Annotated in this window: 15 protein-coding genes; 11 read left to right on the forward strand and 4 right to left on the reverse strand. The window is 73.8% G+C overall.

What is annotated here, in order from left to right:
- Positions 1–7 precede the first annotated feature (7 nt).
- Both CRP51_RS22205 and CRP51_RS22210 read left to right on the forward strand, forming a co-directional pair.
- Positions 8–2,005 (forward strand): beta-galactosidase, encoded by a 1,998-nt coding sequence (locus CRP51_RS22205; protein WP_097233067.1) that lies wholly within the window; start codon positions 8–10, stop codon positions 2,003–2,005.
- 28 nt (positions 2,006–2,033) lie between these two features.
- On the forward strand, positions 2,034–2,747 hold the full coding sequence (locus tag CRP51_RS22210) for a GH12 family glycosyl hydrolase domain-containing protein (protein WP_097233068.1): 714 nt from the start codon (positions 2,034–2,036) through the stop codon (positions 2,745–2,747).
- 34 nt (positions 2,748–2,781) lie between these two features.
- On the opposite strand, the gene CRP51_RS22215 is transcribed toward CRP51_RS22210, so the two are convergent.
- Positions 2,782–3,828, reverse strand: a complete 1,047-nt coding sequence (locus tag CRP51_RS22215; RefSeq protein WP_097233069.1) for a LacI family DNA-binding transcriptional regulator — start codon at positions 3,826–3,828, stop codon at positions 2,782–2,784.
- A gap of 442 nt (positions 3,829–4,270) precedes the next feature.
- Between CRP51_RS22215 and CRP51_RS22220 the strand changes: the two genes are divergently transcribed.
- The 6 genes from CRP51_RS22220 (at position 4,271) to CRP51_RS22245 (ending at position 11,663) form a co-directional block, all read left to right on the forward strand.
- Positions 4,271–6,193 carry an acyl-CoA dehydrogenase family protein gene (locus tag CRP51_RS22220; RefSeq protein WP_097233107.1) on the forward strand — a complete coding sequence of 641 codons (1,923 nt, stop codon included), beginning with the start codon at positions 4,271–4,273 and terminating at the stop codon, positions 6,191–6,193.
- 93 nt (positions 6,194–6,286) lie between these two features.
- Positions 6,287–7,564 (forward strand): 1-deoxy-D-xylulose-5-phosphate reductoisomerase, encoded by a 1,278-nt coding sequence (gene dxr / locus CRP51_RS22225; protein WP_097233070.1) that lies wholly within the window; start codon positions 6,287–6,289, stop codon positions 7,562–7,564.
- Positions 7,561–8,865, forward strand: coding sequence for a M50 family metallopeptidase (locus tag CRP51_RS22230; protein WP_097233071.1), 1,305 nt, complete (start codon positions 7,561–7,563; stop codon positions 8,863–8,865). The genes dxr and CRP51_RS22230 overlap by 4 nt, the downstream gene beginning before the upstream one ends.
- A 70-nt stretch (positions 8,866–8,935) precedes the next feature.
- The gene (ispG, locus tag CRP51_RS22235; protein WP_097233072.1) at positions 8,936–10,090 is read left to right on the forward strand and encodes a flavodoxin-dependent (E)-4-hydroxy-3-methylbut-2-enyl-diphosphate synthase; all 1,155 of its coding nucleotides are present in this window, start codon (positions 8,936–8,938) and stop codon (positions 10,088–10,090) included.
- Between the two features lie 83 nt (positions 10,091–10,173).
- A complete protein-coding gene (locus CRP51_RS22240) occupies positions 10,174–11,022 on the forward strand; it encodes a GNAT family N-acetyltransferase (protein ID WP_097233073.1) in 849 nt (282 codons plus the stop codon).
- A 68-nt stretch (positions 11,023–11,090) separates the two neighbouring features.
- On the forward strand, positions 11,091–11,663 hold the full coding sequence (locus CRP51_RS22245; RefSeq protein WP_097233074.1) for a GNAT family N-acetyltransferase: 573 nt from the start codon (positions 11,091–11,093) through the stop codon (positions 11,661–11,663).
- A gap of 10 nt (positions 11,664–11,673) precedes the next feature.
- Here the strand turns inward: CRP51_RS22245 and CRP51_RS22250 are convergent, their stop codons facing one another.
- Genes CRP51_RS22250 through CRP51_RS22260 form a run of 3 tightly spaced genes read right to left on the reverse strand, consistent with a single transcriptional unit; the run spans position 11,674 to position 13,548 of the window.
- On the reverse strand, positions 11,674–12,588 hold the full coding sequence (locus CRP51_RS22250) for an aminoglycoside phosphotransferase family protein (RefSeq protein WP_097233075.1): 915 nt from the start codon (positions 12,586–12,588) through the stop codon (positions 11,674–11,676).
- A gap of 4 nt (positions 12,589–12,592) precedes the next feature.
- Positions 12,593–13,066 carry a ferritin-like domain-containing protein gene (locus tag CRP51_RS22255; RefSeq protein ID WP_097233076.1) on the reverse strand — a complete coding sequence of 158 codons (474 nt, stop codon included), beginning with the start codon at positions 13,064–13,066 and terminating at the stop codon, positions 12,593–12,595.
- Complete coding sequence (locus CRP51_RS22260) at positions 13,063–13,548, reverse strand: hypothetical protein (RefSeq protein WP_097233077.1); 486 nt, start codon at positions 13,546–13,548, stop codon at positions 13,063–13,065. The genes CRP51_RS22255 and CRP51_RS22260 overlap by 4 nt, the downstream gene beginning before the upstream one ends.
- Before the next feature lie 253 nt (positions 13,549–13,801).
- On the opposite strand from CRP51_RS22260, the gene rimP reads away from it, so the two are divergent.
- From rimP to CRP51_RS22275, 3 genes are all read left to right on the forward strand, one after another.
- Positions 13,802–14,323, forward strand: a complete 522-nt coding sequence (rimP, locus tag CRP51_RS22265; RefSeq protein WP_097233078.1) for a ribosome maturation factor RimP — start codon at positions 13,802–13,804, stop codon at positions 14,321–14,323.
- 3 nt (positions 14,324–14,326) lie between these two features.
- Positions 14,327–15,340 (forward strand): transcription termination factor NusA, encoded by a 1,014-nt coding sequence (gene nusA, locus CRP51_RS22270; RefSeq protein WP_097233079.1) that lies wholly within the window; start codon positions 14,327–14,329, stop codon positions 15,338–15,340.
- 121 nt (positions 15,341–15,461) lie between these two features.
- Complete coding sequence (locus CRP51_RS22275) at positions 15,462–15,740, forward strand: YlxR family protein (protein ID WP_097233080.1); 279 nt, start codon at positions 15,462–15,464, stop codon at positions 15,738–15,740.
- The last annotated feature ends 98 nt before the right edge of the window (positions 15,741–15,838 follow it).

Genomic DNA, 15,838 nt, shown 5'->3' on the forward strand with positions numbered 1-15,838 from the left:
ACGCCACGTGCCAGGACTCGACGACGCCCTCCGAGGCCGCCTGCTCTTCGGCGGCGACTACAACCCCGAGCAGTGGCCCGAGGACGTCCTCGACGAGGACGTCCGGCTGATGCGCGAGGCCGGCGTCAACCTCGCCACCGTCGGCGTCTTCTCCTGGGCGACCCTGGAACCCCGGCCCGGCGCTCGGGAGTTCGGCTGGCTCGACCGGGTCATGGACGCCCTCGACGCCGCCGGCATCGGGGTCTGCCTCGCCACCCCCACCGCCTCCCCGCCCCCCTGGCTCGGGGCCCGCCACCCCGAGACCCTGCCGCGCGACGAGCACGGCGGGGTGGTCTGGTACGGCTCGCGCAACCACTTCTGCGCCTCCTCGGCGGCCTACCGGGAGCACGCCGCCCGGATCACCACCGACCTCGCCCGCCGCTACGGCGACCACCCCGCGCTGCGGCTCTGGCACGTCAACAACGAGTACGGCACCGCCTGCTGGTGCGACGAGACGGCCGCCCACTTCCGCCGCTGGCTGCGCGCCAGACACCACGACCTCGCCGGGCTCAACGCCGCCTGGGGCACCGCCTTCTGGAGCCAGCGCTACGACTCCTGGGACGAGATCCTCCCGCCGCGCCGCGCCCAGTACCTCGGCAACCCGACGCAGGCGCTGGACTTCCGCCGCTTCACCAGCGACGCGCTGCTGGAGTGCTACCAGGCCGAACGCGACATCGTCGCCGCGCACAGCCCCGGCGTCCCGGTGACCTCCAACCAGATGCCGCTCTTCCCCGGCCTCGACGGCTGGCGCTGGGCGGAGGAACAGGACGTGGTCTCCGTCGACGTCTACCCCGATCCCGCCGTCGACTGGCGCGACCCGGCCGGGCCGGCCCACGGCGCTCTGGTCGCCGACCTCACCAGGTCCCAGGCCGGCGGCCGCTGGCTGCTGATGGAACAGGCCGCCTCCGCCGTCAACTTCCGCCCCGTCAACGTGCCCAAGCCGCCCGGGGTGCTGCGCCAGTGGTCGCTCCAGGCCGTGGCCAGGGGAGCCGACGGCGTCTGCTTCTTCCAGTGGCGCGCCTCCCGCCAGGGCAGCGAGAAGTACCACTCGGCGATGCTCCCGCACGCCGGTCCCGCCTCCCGCGGCTTCGCCCGTGTCCGGGAACTGGGCGCCGACCTGGAACGGCTCTCCGGCCTGGTCGGCACCCCGGTCGCCGACGCCGGGATCGCCGTGCTGCACGACTGGCCCGCCTGGTGGGCCGGCCAGCAGCCGGGCCGCCCCTCGGCCTCGGTCGACTACCGGGAGCTGCTCTCCGGCTGGCACCACGCCCTCTGGCGCCGCAACCTGCCCACCGACCTCGCCCGTCCCGACGCCGACCTCGGCCGCTACCGGATGGTGGTCGCCCCCCACCTGCCGCTGCTGGACGACGCGGCGCTCGCCCGCCTCGTCGACTTCGTGCACGGCGGCGGCACCCTGGTCTGCGGCTTCTTCACCGGCGTCACCGACGCGGACGACCGGGTGCGGCCCGGCGGCCTCGCGCCGGCGCTCCGCTCGCTGCTCGGCCTCGCGACCGTCCACGAGTGGTGGCCGCTGCCCGACGGCGCCGCACTCACCCTCGACGACGGCACCCGCGCCGGCCTGTGGAGCGAGGACGTCGACGTCGCCGACGCCGAGGTGCTCGCCCGCTACGCCGACGGCGAGCTGGCCGGGGGCCCCGCGGTCACCCGCGCCCGGCGCGGCGCCGGCTCCGCCTGGTACCTCACCACCCTGCCCCGGCCCGAGGCGCTCGCCGCCCTGCTGGCCCGCGCCGCCGAGGCCGCGGGCGTCGCGCCGACGCTGCCGGGACTGCCCGACGGTGTCGAGGCGGTCCGCCGCGGCCCCGCGCTCTTCCTGCTCAACCACACCACCGAGCCGGTCACCGTTCTCCTTCCGTCCCCCCGCACCGACCTGCTCACCGGCCGCGTCCACCAGGACGGGATCACCCTCGCCCGGCGCGGCGCGGCCGTTCTCACCCCCACGAAGTGAACCCCCACGAGATGAAGGAGCCTCACCCGTGAAACGCCGCATCCCCAGGGCCCGCACCCTGGTGCTCGCCCCCGCCGTCGCGCTGACCACCGTGGTCGGCATCTCCGCCGGCACCGCCAACGCCGCCGCGTTCGAGTCCTGCGAGCAGTGGGGCAACTGGACCGACCCGGACGGCTACATCGTCTACAACAACATCTGGGGCTCCGGCGCCGGCACGCAGTGCGTCGCCGCCGACTCCGGCTCCAGCTGGAGCGTCACCGCCGACCACCCGGACACCGGCGGCATCAAGTCCTACCCCAACGCCAAGTACATCGTCGGCGAGCCGATCCAGGACATCGGCTCGCTCAGCACCACCTTCGACGTGACCGTCCCCAGCGCCGGCGCCTACAACACGGCCTACGACGTCTGGGACGAGAACTACGACCACGAGATCATGCTCTGGATGAACTGGTACGGCCCCGTCGGCCCGCTGGGCGACCCGGTCGGCGAGGCCACGCTCGGCGGCCACACCTGGGACGTCTACAACGGCAGCAACGGCAGCAACAACGTCTACTCGTTCCTCCGCCAGGGCCACACCTCCTCCGGCGAGGTCGACATCCTGCCGATCCTGGACTGGATCACCGAGCAGGGCTGGATGGACCAGGGAGAGGTCATCGGCGACGTGCAGTTCGGCTACGAGATCACCTCGTCGGCCGGCGGCCTGGACTTCACCACCCACGAGTTCTCCGTGCGGGAGGGCTGACGCCAGGACGGCCCCGCCGCCCCGGCGGGGCCGTTCACCCGGCCCGACGCGCGGCCGGCGCGGGGCCGGTGCTCGCCCGCACCGTGAGTGCGGGCGGCAGCAACTCGACGCGCGGCTCCACCGGTTCCGCGTCCCCGCCGGCCGCAGAGGCCCTGGCCATCGCCATCACCGACTCGACGGCCAGCCGGCCCATCTGCTGCGCCGGTATCGCCACCGACGTCAGCGCCACCGAGGTGCCGGCCGCCACCTGCTCCGGGCAGACCGCCACCACCGACACGTCCTCGGGCACCGCGCGCCCCTGCTGCCGCAGCAGGCTCAGCAACGGCTCGATCGCCGCCTCGTTCTGCACCACCAGGCCCGTGGTCCCCGGGCGCTCGTCGAAGATCCTGGCCAACGTGCCGGCCACCGACTCGTAAGAGCCGTCGCACGGGCGGTGCAGCACCCGCAACCCCAACTCGTCGGCGCGCTCCCGCACCCCGCGCACCGTGCGCTCGGCGAAGCCGGTCCGCCGCTCGTAGACCGCCGCCGCCTCGCCCACCACCGCGAGGTCGCGGTGGCCCAGCCGCGCCAGATGGTCGACGCACAGCCGCCCGGTCGCCGCGAAGTCCAGGTCCACGCAGGTCAGTCCCGTGGTGTCCGAGGGCAGCCCGATCAGCACCGACGGCCGGGAGGTCTCCCGCACCAGCGGCAGCCGCTGGTCCTCCAGCTCCACGTCCATCAGGATCATCGCGTCGGCCAGCCCGCTGCCCACCACCCGGCGGGCCGCCTCCGGCCCCTCCTGCCCGGTCAGCAGCAGCACGTCGTGCGCGTGCTCGCGGGCGGTGGTCGCCACCGCGATGGCGATCTCCATCATCACCGGCAGATACATCTCGGTGCGCAGCGGCATCATCAGCGCGATGATGTGCGACCTGCTGCTGGCCAACGCCCGCGCGCCCGCGTTCGGGTGGTACCCCAACTCCCGGATGCTGCGCTCGACCCGCTCCCTGGTCGGCGTGGAGATGGTCCGCTTGCCGCTGAGGACGTAGCTCACCGTGCTGGCGGAGACGCCGGCGTGCCGGGCGACCTCGGCGAGGGTGACCATGAAGCTCTCCCGTTCTCTCCCGGTACACGGTAGGCGGCGTGCCGGGGCCGGGACTCCGCGGGTGAGGCGCCGTACGTGAAGCGCTTCGACAACGGTGGCGGCGACCCGCCGCAGGCGGTGCCGTTGACCATAGACCCGGTTGCGGGGGGTGTCCAGACGCCTACGTCGAAGCGCTTCACCTCTCTCCGTCCCGGCGGTCACCCACCCGGTCGGTGCCGTCTCGTCGCCGTCCGCGCCCCGCCACCCACGCACCGCGCGGGTCACCCACCACCGGGGTGAGGCCGACCGTCCACCGGTACCGCTCCGAACAGGTGTCGGTCGAGGTGCGATCACCGCGTGCGACGGGTACATAGGCAATCAGTAGCCCCCACCCGTACCCCTCCACCCGGACGTGCTCCCGTGGCTCCGCACGCCGTTCCGGCCCGACGGTGAGGTGACCGAGATGACCAGCGAGGACGAGGCGAGACGGACCGCCGAGGCGGCCCGTGACGGCGAGCGCACCCGGCCCAGCTTCGCCGGGGAGCTGTTCCTGGGGCGGCTGCGGCTGGACCTGGTCCACCCGCGCCCCGTGCCGGACGACGTGTGCACCGCCGACGAGGAACGTTTCCTCGCCCGGCTCGCCGCGTTCACCGAGGAGCACATCGACGCCCCCGCCGTCGAACGCGACGCCAGGATCCCGGACGAGGTGGTCAACGGCCTGCGGGAGCTGGGCGCCTTCGGGATGCGCATCGCGCCCGAGTACGGCGGACTCGGCCTGAGCCACCTCGCCTACGGCCGCGCGCTCGCCGTGGTCGGCACGGCCAGTCCGGCCGTCGGCGCGATGCTCTCCGCCCACCAGTCGATCGGCGTGCCCCAGCCGCTGGCGCTCTTCGGCACCGAGGAGCAGCGCCGCGCCTATCTGCCGCGCTGCGCGGCGGGCGCCGTCTCCGCGTTCCTGCTCACCGAGCCCGACGTGGGCTCCGACCCGGCGCGGCTCGGCGCGACCGCCACCCCCGAAGGCGACGACTACCTGCTGGACGGCACCAAGCTGTGGACGACCAACGGCCCCGTCGCCGAGCTGCTGGTGGTGATGGCGAGAGTGCCCGATCTGCCGGGCCACCCCGGCGGGATCACCGCCTTCGTCGTCGAGGCCGACTCGCCCGGCATCACCGTCGAGCACCGCAACGCGTTCATGGGCCTGCGCGGCATCGAGAACGGTGTCACCCGTCTGCACCGCGTCCGGGTTCCGGGGGCGCAGCGGATCGGTGAGGAGGGGCAGGGGCTGCGCATCGCCCTGACCACGCTGAACACCGGCAGGCTCGCCCTGCCCGCCATGTGCGTGGGCGCCGCCAAGTGGAGCCTGTCCGTGGCCCGCCAGTGGTCGACGGAGCGCGTCCAGTGGGGCCGGCCCCTGGCCGAGCACGAGGCGATCGCCTCCAAGCTCGCCTTCGTCGCCGCCACCACCTTCGCGTTGGAGGCGATGGTCGAGCTCTCCGGCGAGCTGGCGGACGAGGGACGCAACGACATCCGCGTCGAGGCCGCCGTCGCCAAGCTCTGGGGCAGCGAGATGGCCTGGCGGATCGCCGACGAACTGGTCCAGATCAGGGGCGGCCGGGGCTACGAGACCGCCGCCTCGCTCGCCGCCAGGGGGGAGCGCGGCGTGCCGGCCGAGCAGCTCCTGCGGGACCTGCGGATCAACCGGATCTTCGAGGGTTCGAGCGAGATCATGCGGCTGCTGATCGCCAGGGAGGCGGTGGACGCCCACCTGCGGGTCGCCGGCGCCCTCGTCGACCCGGACGCCAACCACACCCGCAAGCGCAGGGCGGCCGTCGCTGCCGGCGGCTTCTATGTCCGCTGGCTCCCCAGCCTCGCCACCGGACGGGGTCAACTCCCCCTCGCCTACGGAGACTTCCGCGTCTCCGGCCACCCCGACCTCTCCCACCACCTGCGCTACGCCGAGCGCGCGGCCCGCCGGCTCGCCCGCGCCGTCTTCTACGGGATGACCCGCTGGCAGGCCAGGCTGGAGCGGCGCCAGGGCTTCCTCGGCCGGGTCGTCGACATCGGCGCGGAGCTGTTCGCCGTCACCGCCGCCTGCGTGCACGCCGAACGCGTCCGCGCCGGCGGGGAGAACGGGCTGGAGGCGTACCGGCTGGCCGACGCGTTCTGCCGCCAGGCGCACCTGCGGATCGAGGAGATGTTCCCCCGCCTGTGGCACAACACCGACGGCACCGACGGCAGGCTGGCCGCCGCCGTCGCCGAGGGGAGCCACCGCTGGCTGGAGGCCGGCGTGCCGGACGTCTCCACCCCGGGACCGTGGATCGCCGCGCACCCGCCCGGCCCCTCGTCCCACCCCGATCTGCGCCGCCCCGTCCCCCCGGCTCCCTGAGCCCGGGCGCCGCCCGCGGAAACCCGTCCGGAAGGGGCGGTGAATTCCCCGACCCGCCAGCGGGCGACCCGGCGGTGTGGGGACAATGGGGAGATGACCGAGAGCCCCGCCTGTCTCGCCGATCCGCATCTGAGGTACCCGGCCCAGCCGCCGCCCGAGGGTCCACGCGAGGTGGTGATCCTCGGCTCGACCGGCTCGATCGGCACCCAGGCCATCGACGTGGTGCTGCGCAACCCCCGCCTCTTCCGCGTCACCGGGCTCTCCGCCGGCGGCGACCGCCTGGAGCTGCTGGCCGGGCAGGCCCACCGGCTGCGGGTCTCGGCCGTCGCCGTCGCCAGGCCCGAGGCGGCCGACGCGCTGCGCCAGGCGCTGCGCGCCCAGTACGGCGTGGGCGCCGCGCTCCCCGAGGTGCTCGCCGGCCCGGACGCCGCCGCCCAGCTGGCCTCCCGCCCCTGCCACACGGTGCTCAACGGCATCACCGGCTCCATCGGCCTGGCCCCGACGCTGGCCGCCCTGGCCGCCGGCCATCTGCTGGCGCTGGCCAACAAGGAGTCCCTGATCGTCGGCGGCCCGCTGGTCACCGAGCTGGCCAAGCCCGGCCAGATCATCCCGGTCGACTCCGAGCACTCCGCGCTCTTCCAGGCGCTGCTCGGCGGCTCGCGCGCCGAGGTCGACCGGCTGGTCGTCACGGCCAGCGGCGGCCCGTTCCGGGGCCGGAGCCGCACCCAGCTGGCCGACGTCACCCCCGAGGACGCGCTGGCCCACCCCACCTGGCAGATGGGCCCGGTCATCACCGTCAACTCGGCGACCCTCGTCAACAAGGGTTTGGAGGTGATCGAGGCGCACCTCCTCTACGGCATCCCGTTCGACCGGATCGAGGTCGTCGTCCACCCCCAGTCCTATGTTCACTCGATGGTGGAGTTCGTGGACGGCTCGGCGCTGCTCCAGGCGAGCCCGCCCGACATGCGGCTGCCCATCGCGCTCGCGCTCGGCTGGCCCGACCGGGTGGCGGGCGCCGCTCCCTCCTGCGACTGGACCACCGCGCACACCTGGGAGTTCCTGCCGCTGGACACCGATGCCTTCCCCTCGGTGCCCCTCGCCCGCCGGGTCGGTAGCCTCGGCGGTACCGCGCCCGCGGTGTTCAACGCGGCCAACGAGGAGTGCGTGGACGCCTTCCTCGCCGGCCGGCTGCCGTTCCTCGGCATCGTGGACACCGTGGAGCGGGTGGTGGACGAGCTGGCGCGGGGCGGTGCGGGAACCTCGCTGACCCTCCCGGACGTCCTGGAAGCGGAACGCGTGGCGCGGCGACGCACCCGCGAGCTGGTCGGCGGCCATCCGGCCGGGGCCACGAGGCAGGAGATGACGCCATGACGGCACTGATGTTCGTCCTCGGCATACTCGTGTTCGTCTTCGGGTTGCTCTTCTCCATCGCCTGGCACGAGCTGGGCCACTTCTCGACCGCGCGGATGTTCGGCGTCCGGGTGCCGCAGTTCATGGTGGGCTTCGGCCCGACGATCTTCTCCCGGCGGCGCGGCGAGACGGAGTACGGCGTCAAGGCGGTGCCGCTGGGCGGCTACATCCGCATGATCGGCATGTTCCCGCCCGGCGAGGACGGGAACCTCCGCAAGCGCTCCACCTCCCCGTTCCGCGGCATGATCGAGGACGCGCGGGCCGCCGCCTTCGAGGAGCTGCAACCGGGCGACGAGAAGCGGCTGTTCTACACGCGCAAGCCGTGGAAGCGCGTGATCGTGATGTTCGCCGGCCCGGGGATGAACCTGATCCTCGCCGTGGTGATCTTCCTCGGCGTGCTGATGGGCTTCGGCATCAACACCCAGACCACCACCGTCGCCACCGTCTCCGAGTGCGTCATCGCCCAGAGCGAGGAGCAGCGGGACTGCCGCGCCGACGACACCCCGGCGCCCGCCGCCGAGGCGGGGCTGCGCGCCGGCGACGAGATCGTCGCGTTCGACGGCGCGCCCGTCGACGAGTGGGGCGACCTCCAGCAGCGCATCAGGGACACGGTCGGCGTCGCCACCGTCACCGTCGTCCGGGACGGCGAGCGGCTGGAGCTGACGGCCGACCTCATCGAGAACCAGGTGGGCAAGACCGACGGCAACGGCAACGTGGTCAGGGGCGAGTTCGTCACCGCGGGCTTCCTCGGGTTCTCGCCCGCCAGCGGGATCGTGAAGCAGGACTTCCCGCAGGCCGTCGACCGCATGGGCGAGATCATGAGCACCGGTTTGGACGCCATGCTCAACCTGCCGTCCAAGATCCCCAACCTCTGGCACTCCATCACCGGCGAGGAGGAGCGCGACCAGGACGGCCCGATGGGCGTGGTGGGCGCGGCGCGGGTCGGCGGCGAGATCTTCACCCTGGACATTCCGGCCAGTCAGCAACTCGCCACGGCGCTTTTCCTGGTCGCCGGATTCAATCTCTCGCTCTTCCTGTTCAACATGCTGCCGCTGCTCCCGCTCGACGGCGGCCACATCGCCGGCGCCCTGTGGGAGTCCCTGCGCAGAAACGCCGCGAAGCTCACCAGAAGGCCCGACCCCGGGCCGTTCGACGTCGCCAGGCTGATGCCGTTGGCCTATGTGGTGGCGGGCGTTTTCATCTGCTTCACGCTTCTGGTGCTGGCGGCCGATATCGTCAGTCCGGTGCGGCTGGCCGGGTGAGGTGCCGTAGGCTTTTCGGGGCGGAGACCGCCCATGTTCCGGACCCGAGACCACTGGGGTTGCACGTTCCATGACAGCCATCTCGCTGGGAATTCCGTCGGTACCGACCCGGCTCGCCGAGCGCCGGGCCAGCCGGCAGATCCACGTCGGTTCCGTGCCGGTCGGCGGTGACGCCCCCGTCTCGGTCCAGTCGATGACCACCACCCGCACCTCGGATATCGGTGCGACCCTGCAGCAGATCGCCGAACTGACCGCCTCCGGCTGCCAGATCGTGCGGGTCGCCGTGCCGACGCAGGACGACGCCGAGGCGCTCTCCGTGATCGCGCGCAAGTCGCAGATCCCGGTGATCGCCGACATCCACTTCCAGCCCAAGTACGTCTTCGCCGCGATCGACGCCGGCTGCGCCGCGGTCCGGGTCAACCCGGGCAACATCAAGCAGTTCGACGACAAGGTCAGGGAGATCGCCAAGGCGGCGGGCGAGACCGGCACCCCCATCAGGATCGGGGTCAACGCGGGCTCGCTGGACAAGCGGCTGCTGGCCAAGTACGGCAAGGCGACGCCCGAGGCGCTCGTCGAGTCCGCGCTGTGGGAGTGCTCGCTCTTCGAGGAGCACGGCTTCCGCGACATCAAGATCTCGGTCAAGCACAACGACCCGGTCGTGATGGTCAACGCCTACCGCCAGCTGGCCGCCCAGTGCGACTACCCGCTGCACCTGGGCGTCACCGAGGCCGGGCCCGCGTTCCAGGGCACCATCAAGTCGGCCGTCGCCTTCGGCGCCCTGCTCAGCGAGGGCATCGGCGACACCATCCGGGTCTCGCTCTCCGCGCCCCCGGTCGAGGAGGTCAAGGTCGGCATCCAGATCCTGGAGTCCCTCAACCTCCGCCAGCGCGGTCTTGAGATCGTCTCCTGCCCCTCCTGCGGCCGGGCCCAGGTCGACGTCTACAAGCTGGCCGAGGAGGTCACCGCCGGCCTGACCGGCATGGAGGTCCCGCTGCGGGTCGCCGTCATGGGCTGCGTGGTGAACGGCCCCGGCGAGGCGCGCGAGGCCGACCTCGGCGTCGCCTCGGGCAACGGCAAGGGCCAGATCTTCGTGAAGGGCGAGGTCATCAAGACCGTCCCCGAATCGAAGATCGTGGAGACCCTCATCGAGGAGGCGATGAAGATCGCCGAGCAGATGGAGCTGGAGGGCGAGCCCTCCGGCGAGCCCCAGGTCAGCGTCAGCTGAAGCCGCCGCCCCGGGTCCCGCACCGCGGGCGCCCGGGGTACAGTGCGGGCACCCACGTCGTCCGTGACCCCGAGGCCGTCACCGTGCTGACCACCCCTTCCGTCCGGGTCCTCGGACCCGAGGAGCTCGGCGCGGTGCTCGCCCTGCTCAACGAGGACCCGGTGGCCAACGCCTTCGTCACCGCGAGGGTCCTCGACTCACACCTCGAACCGCCGTACCTCGGCGGCGAGATGTGGGGTCACTACCGCGAGGACCGGCTGGCCGCCCTCTGCTACTCCGGGGCCAACCTGGTGCCCGTCCAGGCCGAGGACGACTCCGTCGCCGCGTTCGCCGCCCGCGCCCGCCGGCAGGGCCGCCGCTGCTCCTCCATCGTCGGCCCCGTGGACGCCACGGCCCGGCTGTGGGCCCTGCTGGAGCCGCACTGGGGGCCGGCCAGGGAGGTCCGCGCCCGCCAGCCGCTGATGGTCACCCGCTCGGTGCCGGACGAGGTGCCCCCCGACCCCCTGGTGCGCCGGATGCGCAGGGACGAGATGCCGCTGGTGCTGCCGGCGGCCGTCGACATGTTCACCGAGGAGGTCGGCATCTCCCCGCTGGACGCCGACGACGGGGGCCTCACCTACCAGGCCAGGGTCGCCGAGATCGTCGGCGCCGGCCGCTGCTTCGCACGGGTGGAGGAGGGCCGGGTCGTCTTCAAGGCGGAGATCGGCGCCGTCACCCCGCAGACCTGCCAGCTCCAGGGCGTGTGGACCGCGCCCGACCGCAGGGGCGAGGGTCTGGCCACCCGCGGTCTGGCCACCGTGCTGCGCCACGCGCTCGACGAGACCGCCCCGCTGGTCAGCCTCTACGCCAACGACTTCAACGCCCCGGCGCTCGCCGTCTACCGACGCCTCGGCTTCACCGAGAGCGGCGCCCTGATGAGCGTGCTCTTCTGACCCCGCCCGGGACGGCCGGAGCCGGAGCCGGGCGCGACGCCGCGGACGCGGCGCGTTAGCCTCCCCGCATGACACCTTCTCCCGGCAGGGCGGCCCCGCGGGCCCAGGACGTGGTCATCGGTCCCCTGGACCTCGCGGCCCGGGTGGACGAGGCGCTGGCCGTGCAGGCCGAGGCGTTCGGGCTCGGCCAGGACGAGGTGAACGTCCGCCGCCACATCGTGCTGCGCCATCTGGCGACCCCAGGCGCCCGCGCGCTCGGCGCCACCGTGCGCTCCACCGGGCGGCTGGTCGGCTTCGTCTACGGAATGCCCAACGACACCGCGCAGTGGTGGTCCACCGTGGTCGAACCGTACCTGCGGGCGGAGGGCAACCAGTCCTGGCTCGAGGGCTCCTTCACCATCACCGAGCTGCACGTGCTGCCCGAGTGCCAACAGCGGGGGATAGGGCGGCGGTTGATCACCGAGCTGACCGACGCCGCCGAGCAGGAGACGTCGATCCTCTCCGCCATCGACACCGAGTCCCCGGCCAGGGCCCTCTACCGCCGCCTCGGCTACCGCGACCTCGCCCGCCGGGTCGTCTTCCCCGCCGCGCCCCGCCCCTACGCCGTGATGGGCGCCCCGCTGCCGCTGCTGCGGCCCTGAGCGCACCCCCTCACAGCCAGCTGGCGAACTCCAGCAACGCCTCCCCGTCCGCCCTGCGCCCCGCCGACAGCTGCCGCACCCCGGAGGCCACACCCCGGTAGAGGGCCCAGTCCCGCACCCGGTCCGGGTCGGCCTCCACGGCACCGGCGAGCTTGGCCACCCGCCGTCGGACGATGGCCGCGGCGCCCGGCGAGGCCATCAGGTCGTGCAGCCGGTCCCGCACCAGCCTGGCCAGGTCGAACGCCCGCTCACCCACGGCCGGTTCCGGCCCCACCGCCAGCCAGGGCGCCCGTTCCCCGTCGGAGGCCAGCACCGCGCCCTGCCGGAAGTCGCCGTGCAGCAGCACCTCGTCGGGCGGCGCTGCCAGCAGCTCCGCGCGGACCTCGAGCGCCCGCTCCACCAGCGGCCCCGCCTCCCCGCCCGCCGCCGCGCGCAGCGCGCCGAGAGCCGCTTCGGTCCGTTCGGCCACCGAGGGGAACGGATGCCCCTCGCCCGGCGCGACCCACAGCCTGCGCAACGTGGAGACCGCCTCCAGCGTGGCCTTGGCGTCCGGCAGCGAACGCAGCGAGGTCTCCCCCCGCAGCCGCTCCAGCAGCAGCGCGCCCTCCTCCGGCGCCGCGTCCAGCACCCGCACGGCCCCCAGACCGTCCCAGCGGCGCAGCGCCGCCCACTCCAGCTCGGCGGGCGGCGGCTGGCCGGCCTCCCCGGGCGCGAGCAGCTTGAGCGCGGCACGGGAGCCGTCCGCGCGCCGCACCAGCAGCGTCACGCTGGCCCTGCCGCCCGGCTCGACCAGCCGCTCCACCGTCAGCCCGAAACGTTCCACCAGCCGCTCGGCCAGCACCGGCAGCCCGTCGAGCCAGCCGGCCGCCGTCGGCGGCTGCGCCGCCCGCAACCGCTCCGGCGCCAGTCCCCGTGCCGCCTCCATGAACTCAGCCGCCCCCTTCGGTCTCCTCTTCGGCCTCGGCCCCGTACTCCGACAGGCCGGGGAAGGGCTCCACCCGCCCCCGCCAGGTGGCCGCCCGCAGCGCGGCGTCGCGCAGCGCGCGCGCCGCCTCCGCCCTGGCGCCCCCCTCCGCCGCCCGCACCAGGTCCGCGTAGGCGCCGGTCAGCCCGCTCTCCAGCTCGGCCGCCAGCCGCGCGGCGCCGTCCGCGTCCTCCACCCGGAACGGCAGCGCGTACCCGGCGGCCGAGGCCACCGGAGTGCCGCCCAGCTCCCGCACCTCGCCCTGGAGCGCGTCCCGCCGCGCGCGGTGGGCGTCGTACGCCTCCCGCGCCCAGACGGCGCGCTCGTCCCCGTCCAGCCGCGCGCCGACCACACCGTAGCCGTAGACCGCCGCGTGCTCGGCGGCCAGCGCCGCCTGCGTCGCCTCCAGCGACGCCGGCTGCTCCTCGGCCCGCCTCATGCCCGCACCTCCTCCAGAAGCTGCGCCTGCGCGGCCCCGGCCGCCGCCAACGAGGCCAGCAGCCTGGCCAGTTCCGGCGGCGCCTCGGTCACGGCGGCCAGCCGGTCCTCCGCGATCCGCCGCTCCGCCTCGATCAGCGCGCCCACCGCGTCCGCCGGCGCCTGAGGCACCTCGGGCGGCTGCCCGGAGGGGCCGGGCGGGCCGCCGTCGCGCAGCGCCCGCAGATGCGCGAGCGCCACCGCCCGGAACGGCGCCAGCGGCTCGACCAGCGCGGGATGCGCCCGCTCTGTCGCCTCGTACCTGGCGACCAGCGTCGTGCTGTCCCTGGCGGTCCTGCGCCGCAGGCCCTGCACGCTGACCGCCGAGACCGGGCCGCCGCCCGGCCTGGCCCCCGCGTCGTTCGAGCAGCCGGTCGACAGAACGGCCAGCGGAAGGGCGACACCGGCGGACAGGAGGGTACGTCTGGAGGGGCCGAGAGGCATGGTTCTTCCCCGCAGTTTCCGTGTCGGAGCGCGTCGTTGGGGCGGGCCGGCGCCCCCCGGGGAGAGCCGGGAAGATCACCGCCCCGTGAGCGTACCCGTGCCCCCGGCCCGACCCGGTGCCGCCCCGCCTCCCGGCGTGCCAGCGCCCAGGCCAGGGCGGTCGGCGTTCCACGCGGGGGACGATAGGCTTCCCGCACGGGGCAGCGAGCGAGCGCCGTCCCACAACAGCAGACGCGGCCGAGGAGTCACCCGGATGAGCACCCAGATCGACAGGCTGCGGGAGTTGGTCCAGCCGCTGGCCACCGAGCACGCGATGGATCTTGAGGAAGTGAAGATCACCACGGCCGGGCGGCGCCGGGTCCTCCAGGTCGTGGTGGACACGGACGAGGGCGTGGGCCTGGACGCCTGCGCCGAGCTGAGCCGCCAGATCTCCGAGGCGCTGGACGCCGACGACCTGATGGGCGGCGACACCTACGTCCTGGAGGTCACCTCCCCGGGCGCCGAACGCCCCCTCACCGAACCCCGGCACTACCGCCGTTCCGTCGGCCGGCTGCTGTGGCTGCGCCCGCACCAGGGCGCGGACGTCGTCGCGCGGCTGGTCGCGGTCGACGAGGAGGGCGTCGACGTCGAGGTGCCGGGGGAGAAGGGCCGGAAGGCCACGCCCCGCCGGTTCGCCTTCTCCGAGATCGCCAAGGCGCGCGTCGAGTTGGAGTTCAACCGTCCGGCCGGGCGGCAGCCGGCAGCGTCCGGCGACGAGAGCCTGAAGGAGGCGTAGGCCGTGGACATCGACATGAGTGCCCTCAGGGGGCTGGTCCGCGAGAAGGAGATCTCCTTCGACCTGCTGGTCGAGGCGATCGAGTCGGCGCTGCTGATCGCCTACCACCGCACCGAGGGCAGCCGCCGTTCCGCCCGCGTCGTGCTGGACCGCGCCTCGGGCCACGTCACGGTCTGGGCCAGGGAGGACCCCGAGGACCTGACCGACGGGGACGACCCGGGCGGCGAGCCCGGGGAGCCCAAGGAGTTCGACGACACCCCGCAGGGCTTCGGCCGGATCGCCGCGACCACCGCCAAGCAGGTCATCCTCCAGCGGCTGCGGGACGCCGAGGAGGACGTCACCTTCGGCGAGTACGCGGGGCGCGAGGGCGACGTGGTCGCGGGCGTCGTCCAGCAGGGCAGGGACCCCAAGAGCGTGCTGGTGGACATCGGCCGGCTGGAGGCGATCCTGCCGCCGCAGGAGCAGGTGCCGGGGGAGACCTACGCGCACGGCGCGCGGCTGCGCTGCTACGTGGTGCGGGTCGTCAAGGGCGCGCGGGGCCCCTCGGTCACGCTCTCCCGCACCCACCCCAACCTGGTCCGCAAGCTCTTCGAGCTGGAGGTCCCCGAGATCGCCGACGGCTCGGTGGAGATCGCGGCCATCGCCAGGGAGGCCGGCCACCGCACCAAGATCGCGGTGCGCTCGCTGCGCCCGGGACTCAACGCCAAGGGCGCCTGCATCGGCCCGATGGGCGGCCGGGTGCGCGCGGTGATGGCCGAGTTGCACGGCGAGAAGATCGACATCGTCGACTGGTCGGACGACCCGGCCCAGCTGGTGGCCAACGCGCTCTCCCCGGCCAGGGTCACCAAGGTGGACGTGGTGGACGAGGCGGCCAGGTCGGCGCGGGTCACCGTGCCGGACTACCAACTCTCCCTCGCCATCGGCAAGGAGGGGCAGAACGCCCGGCTCGCCGCCCGGCTGACCGGCTGGCGGATCGATATCCGCCCGGACACCGAGCCGGTCGCCTCGGGCGACTGACCCGGAGGCTCGACGAAGCCGTTCCGCCGGCCGCTCGGGAGGCCCCGAGGGGCCGGCGGCGTCGCATGATCGTGGTACCCGGCCCGTTCGTGGGACGGGAGCGAGGGGAGGTAGAATCAACGTGTCTGGCCGGAGCCATGCACCAGCCTGCCCTGAGCGCACCTGTATCGGGTGCCGGCAGCGTCATCCCCGGGACGGGCTGCTGCGTGTGGTGGTGATCGAGGGTCGCTGTGTCCCTGATCTTCGCGGTACGCTGCCCGGTCGGGGAGCGTATCTTCACCCCACGCCGACCTGTCTTGAGCAGGCGGTACGCCGCCGGGCGTTCCCACGGGCCTTCCGGGTCCAGGGGCCGCTCGACACAGGGCGGCTGCGCACGGCCGTCGGCCAGGCGGCACCGTAAGAAGCGTCGTGCGGATGGTCCGCACGGTAGGTACCTCGCGAGTTGGAAGTAGGTCGAGATTGCGATGAGCACTCGATGAGTACGCGATGAGTACGCCC

It is taken from the genome of Streptomyces zhaozhouensis, from assembly GCF_900230195.1.
Lineage (GTDB): Bacteria > Actinomycetota > Actinomycetes > Streptomycetales > Streptomycetaceae > Streptomyces > Streptomyces zhaozhouensis.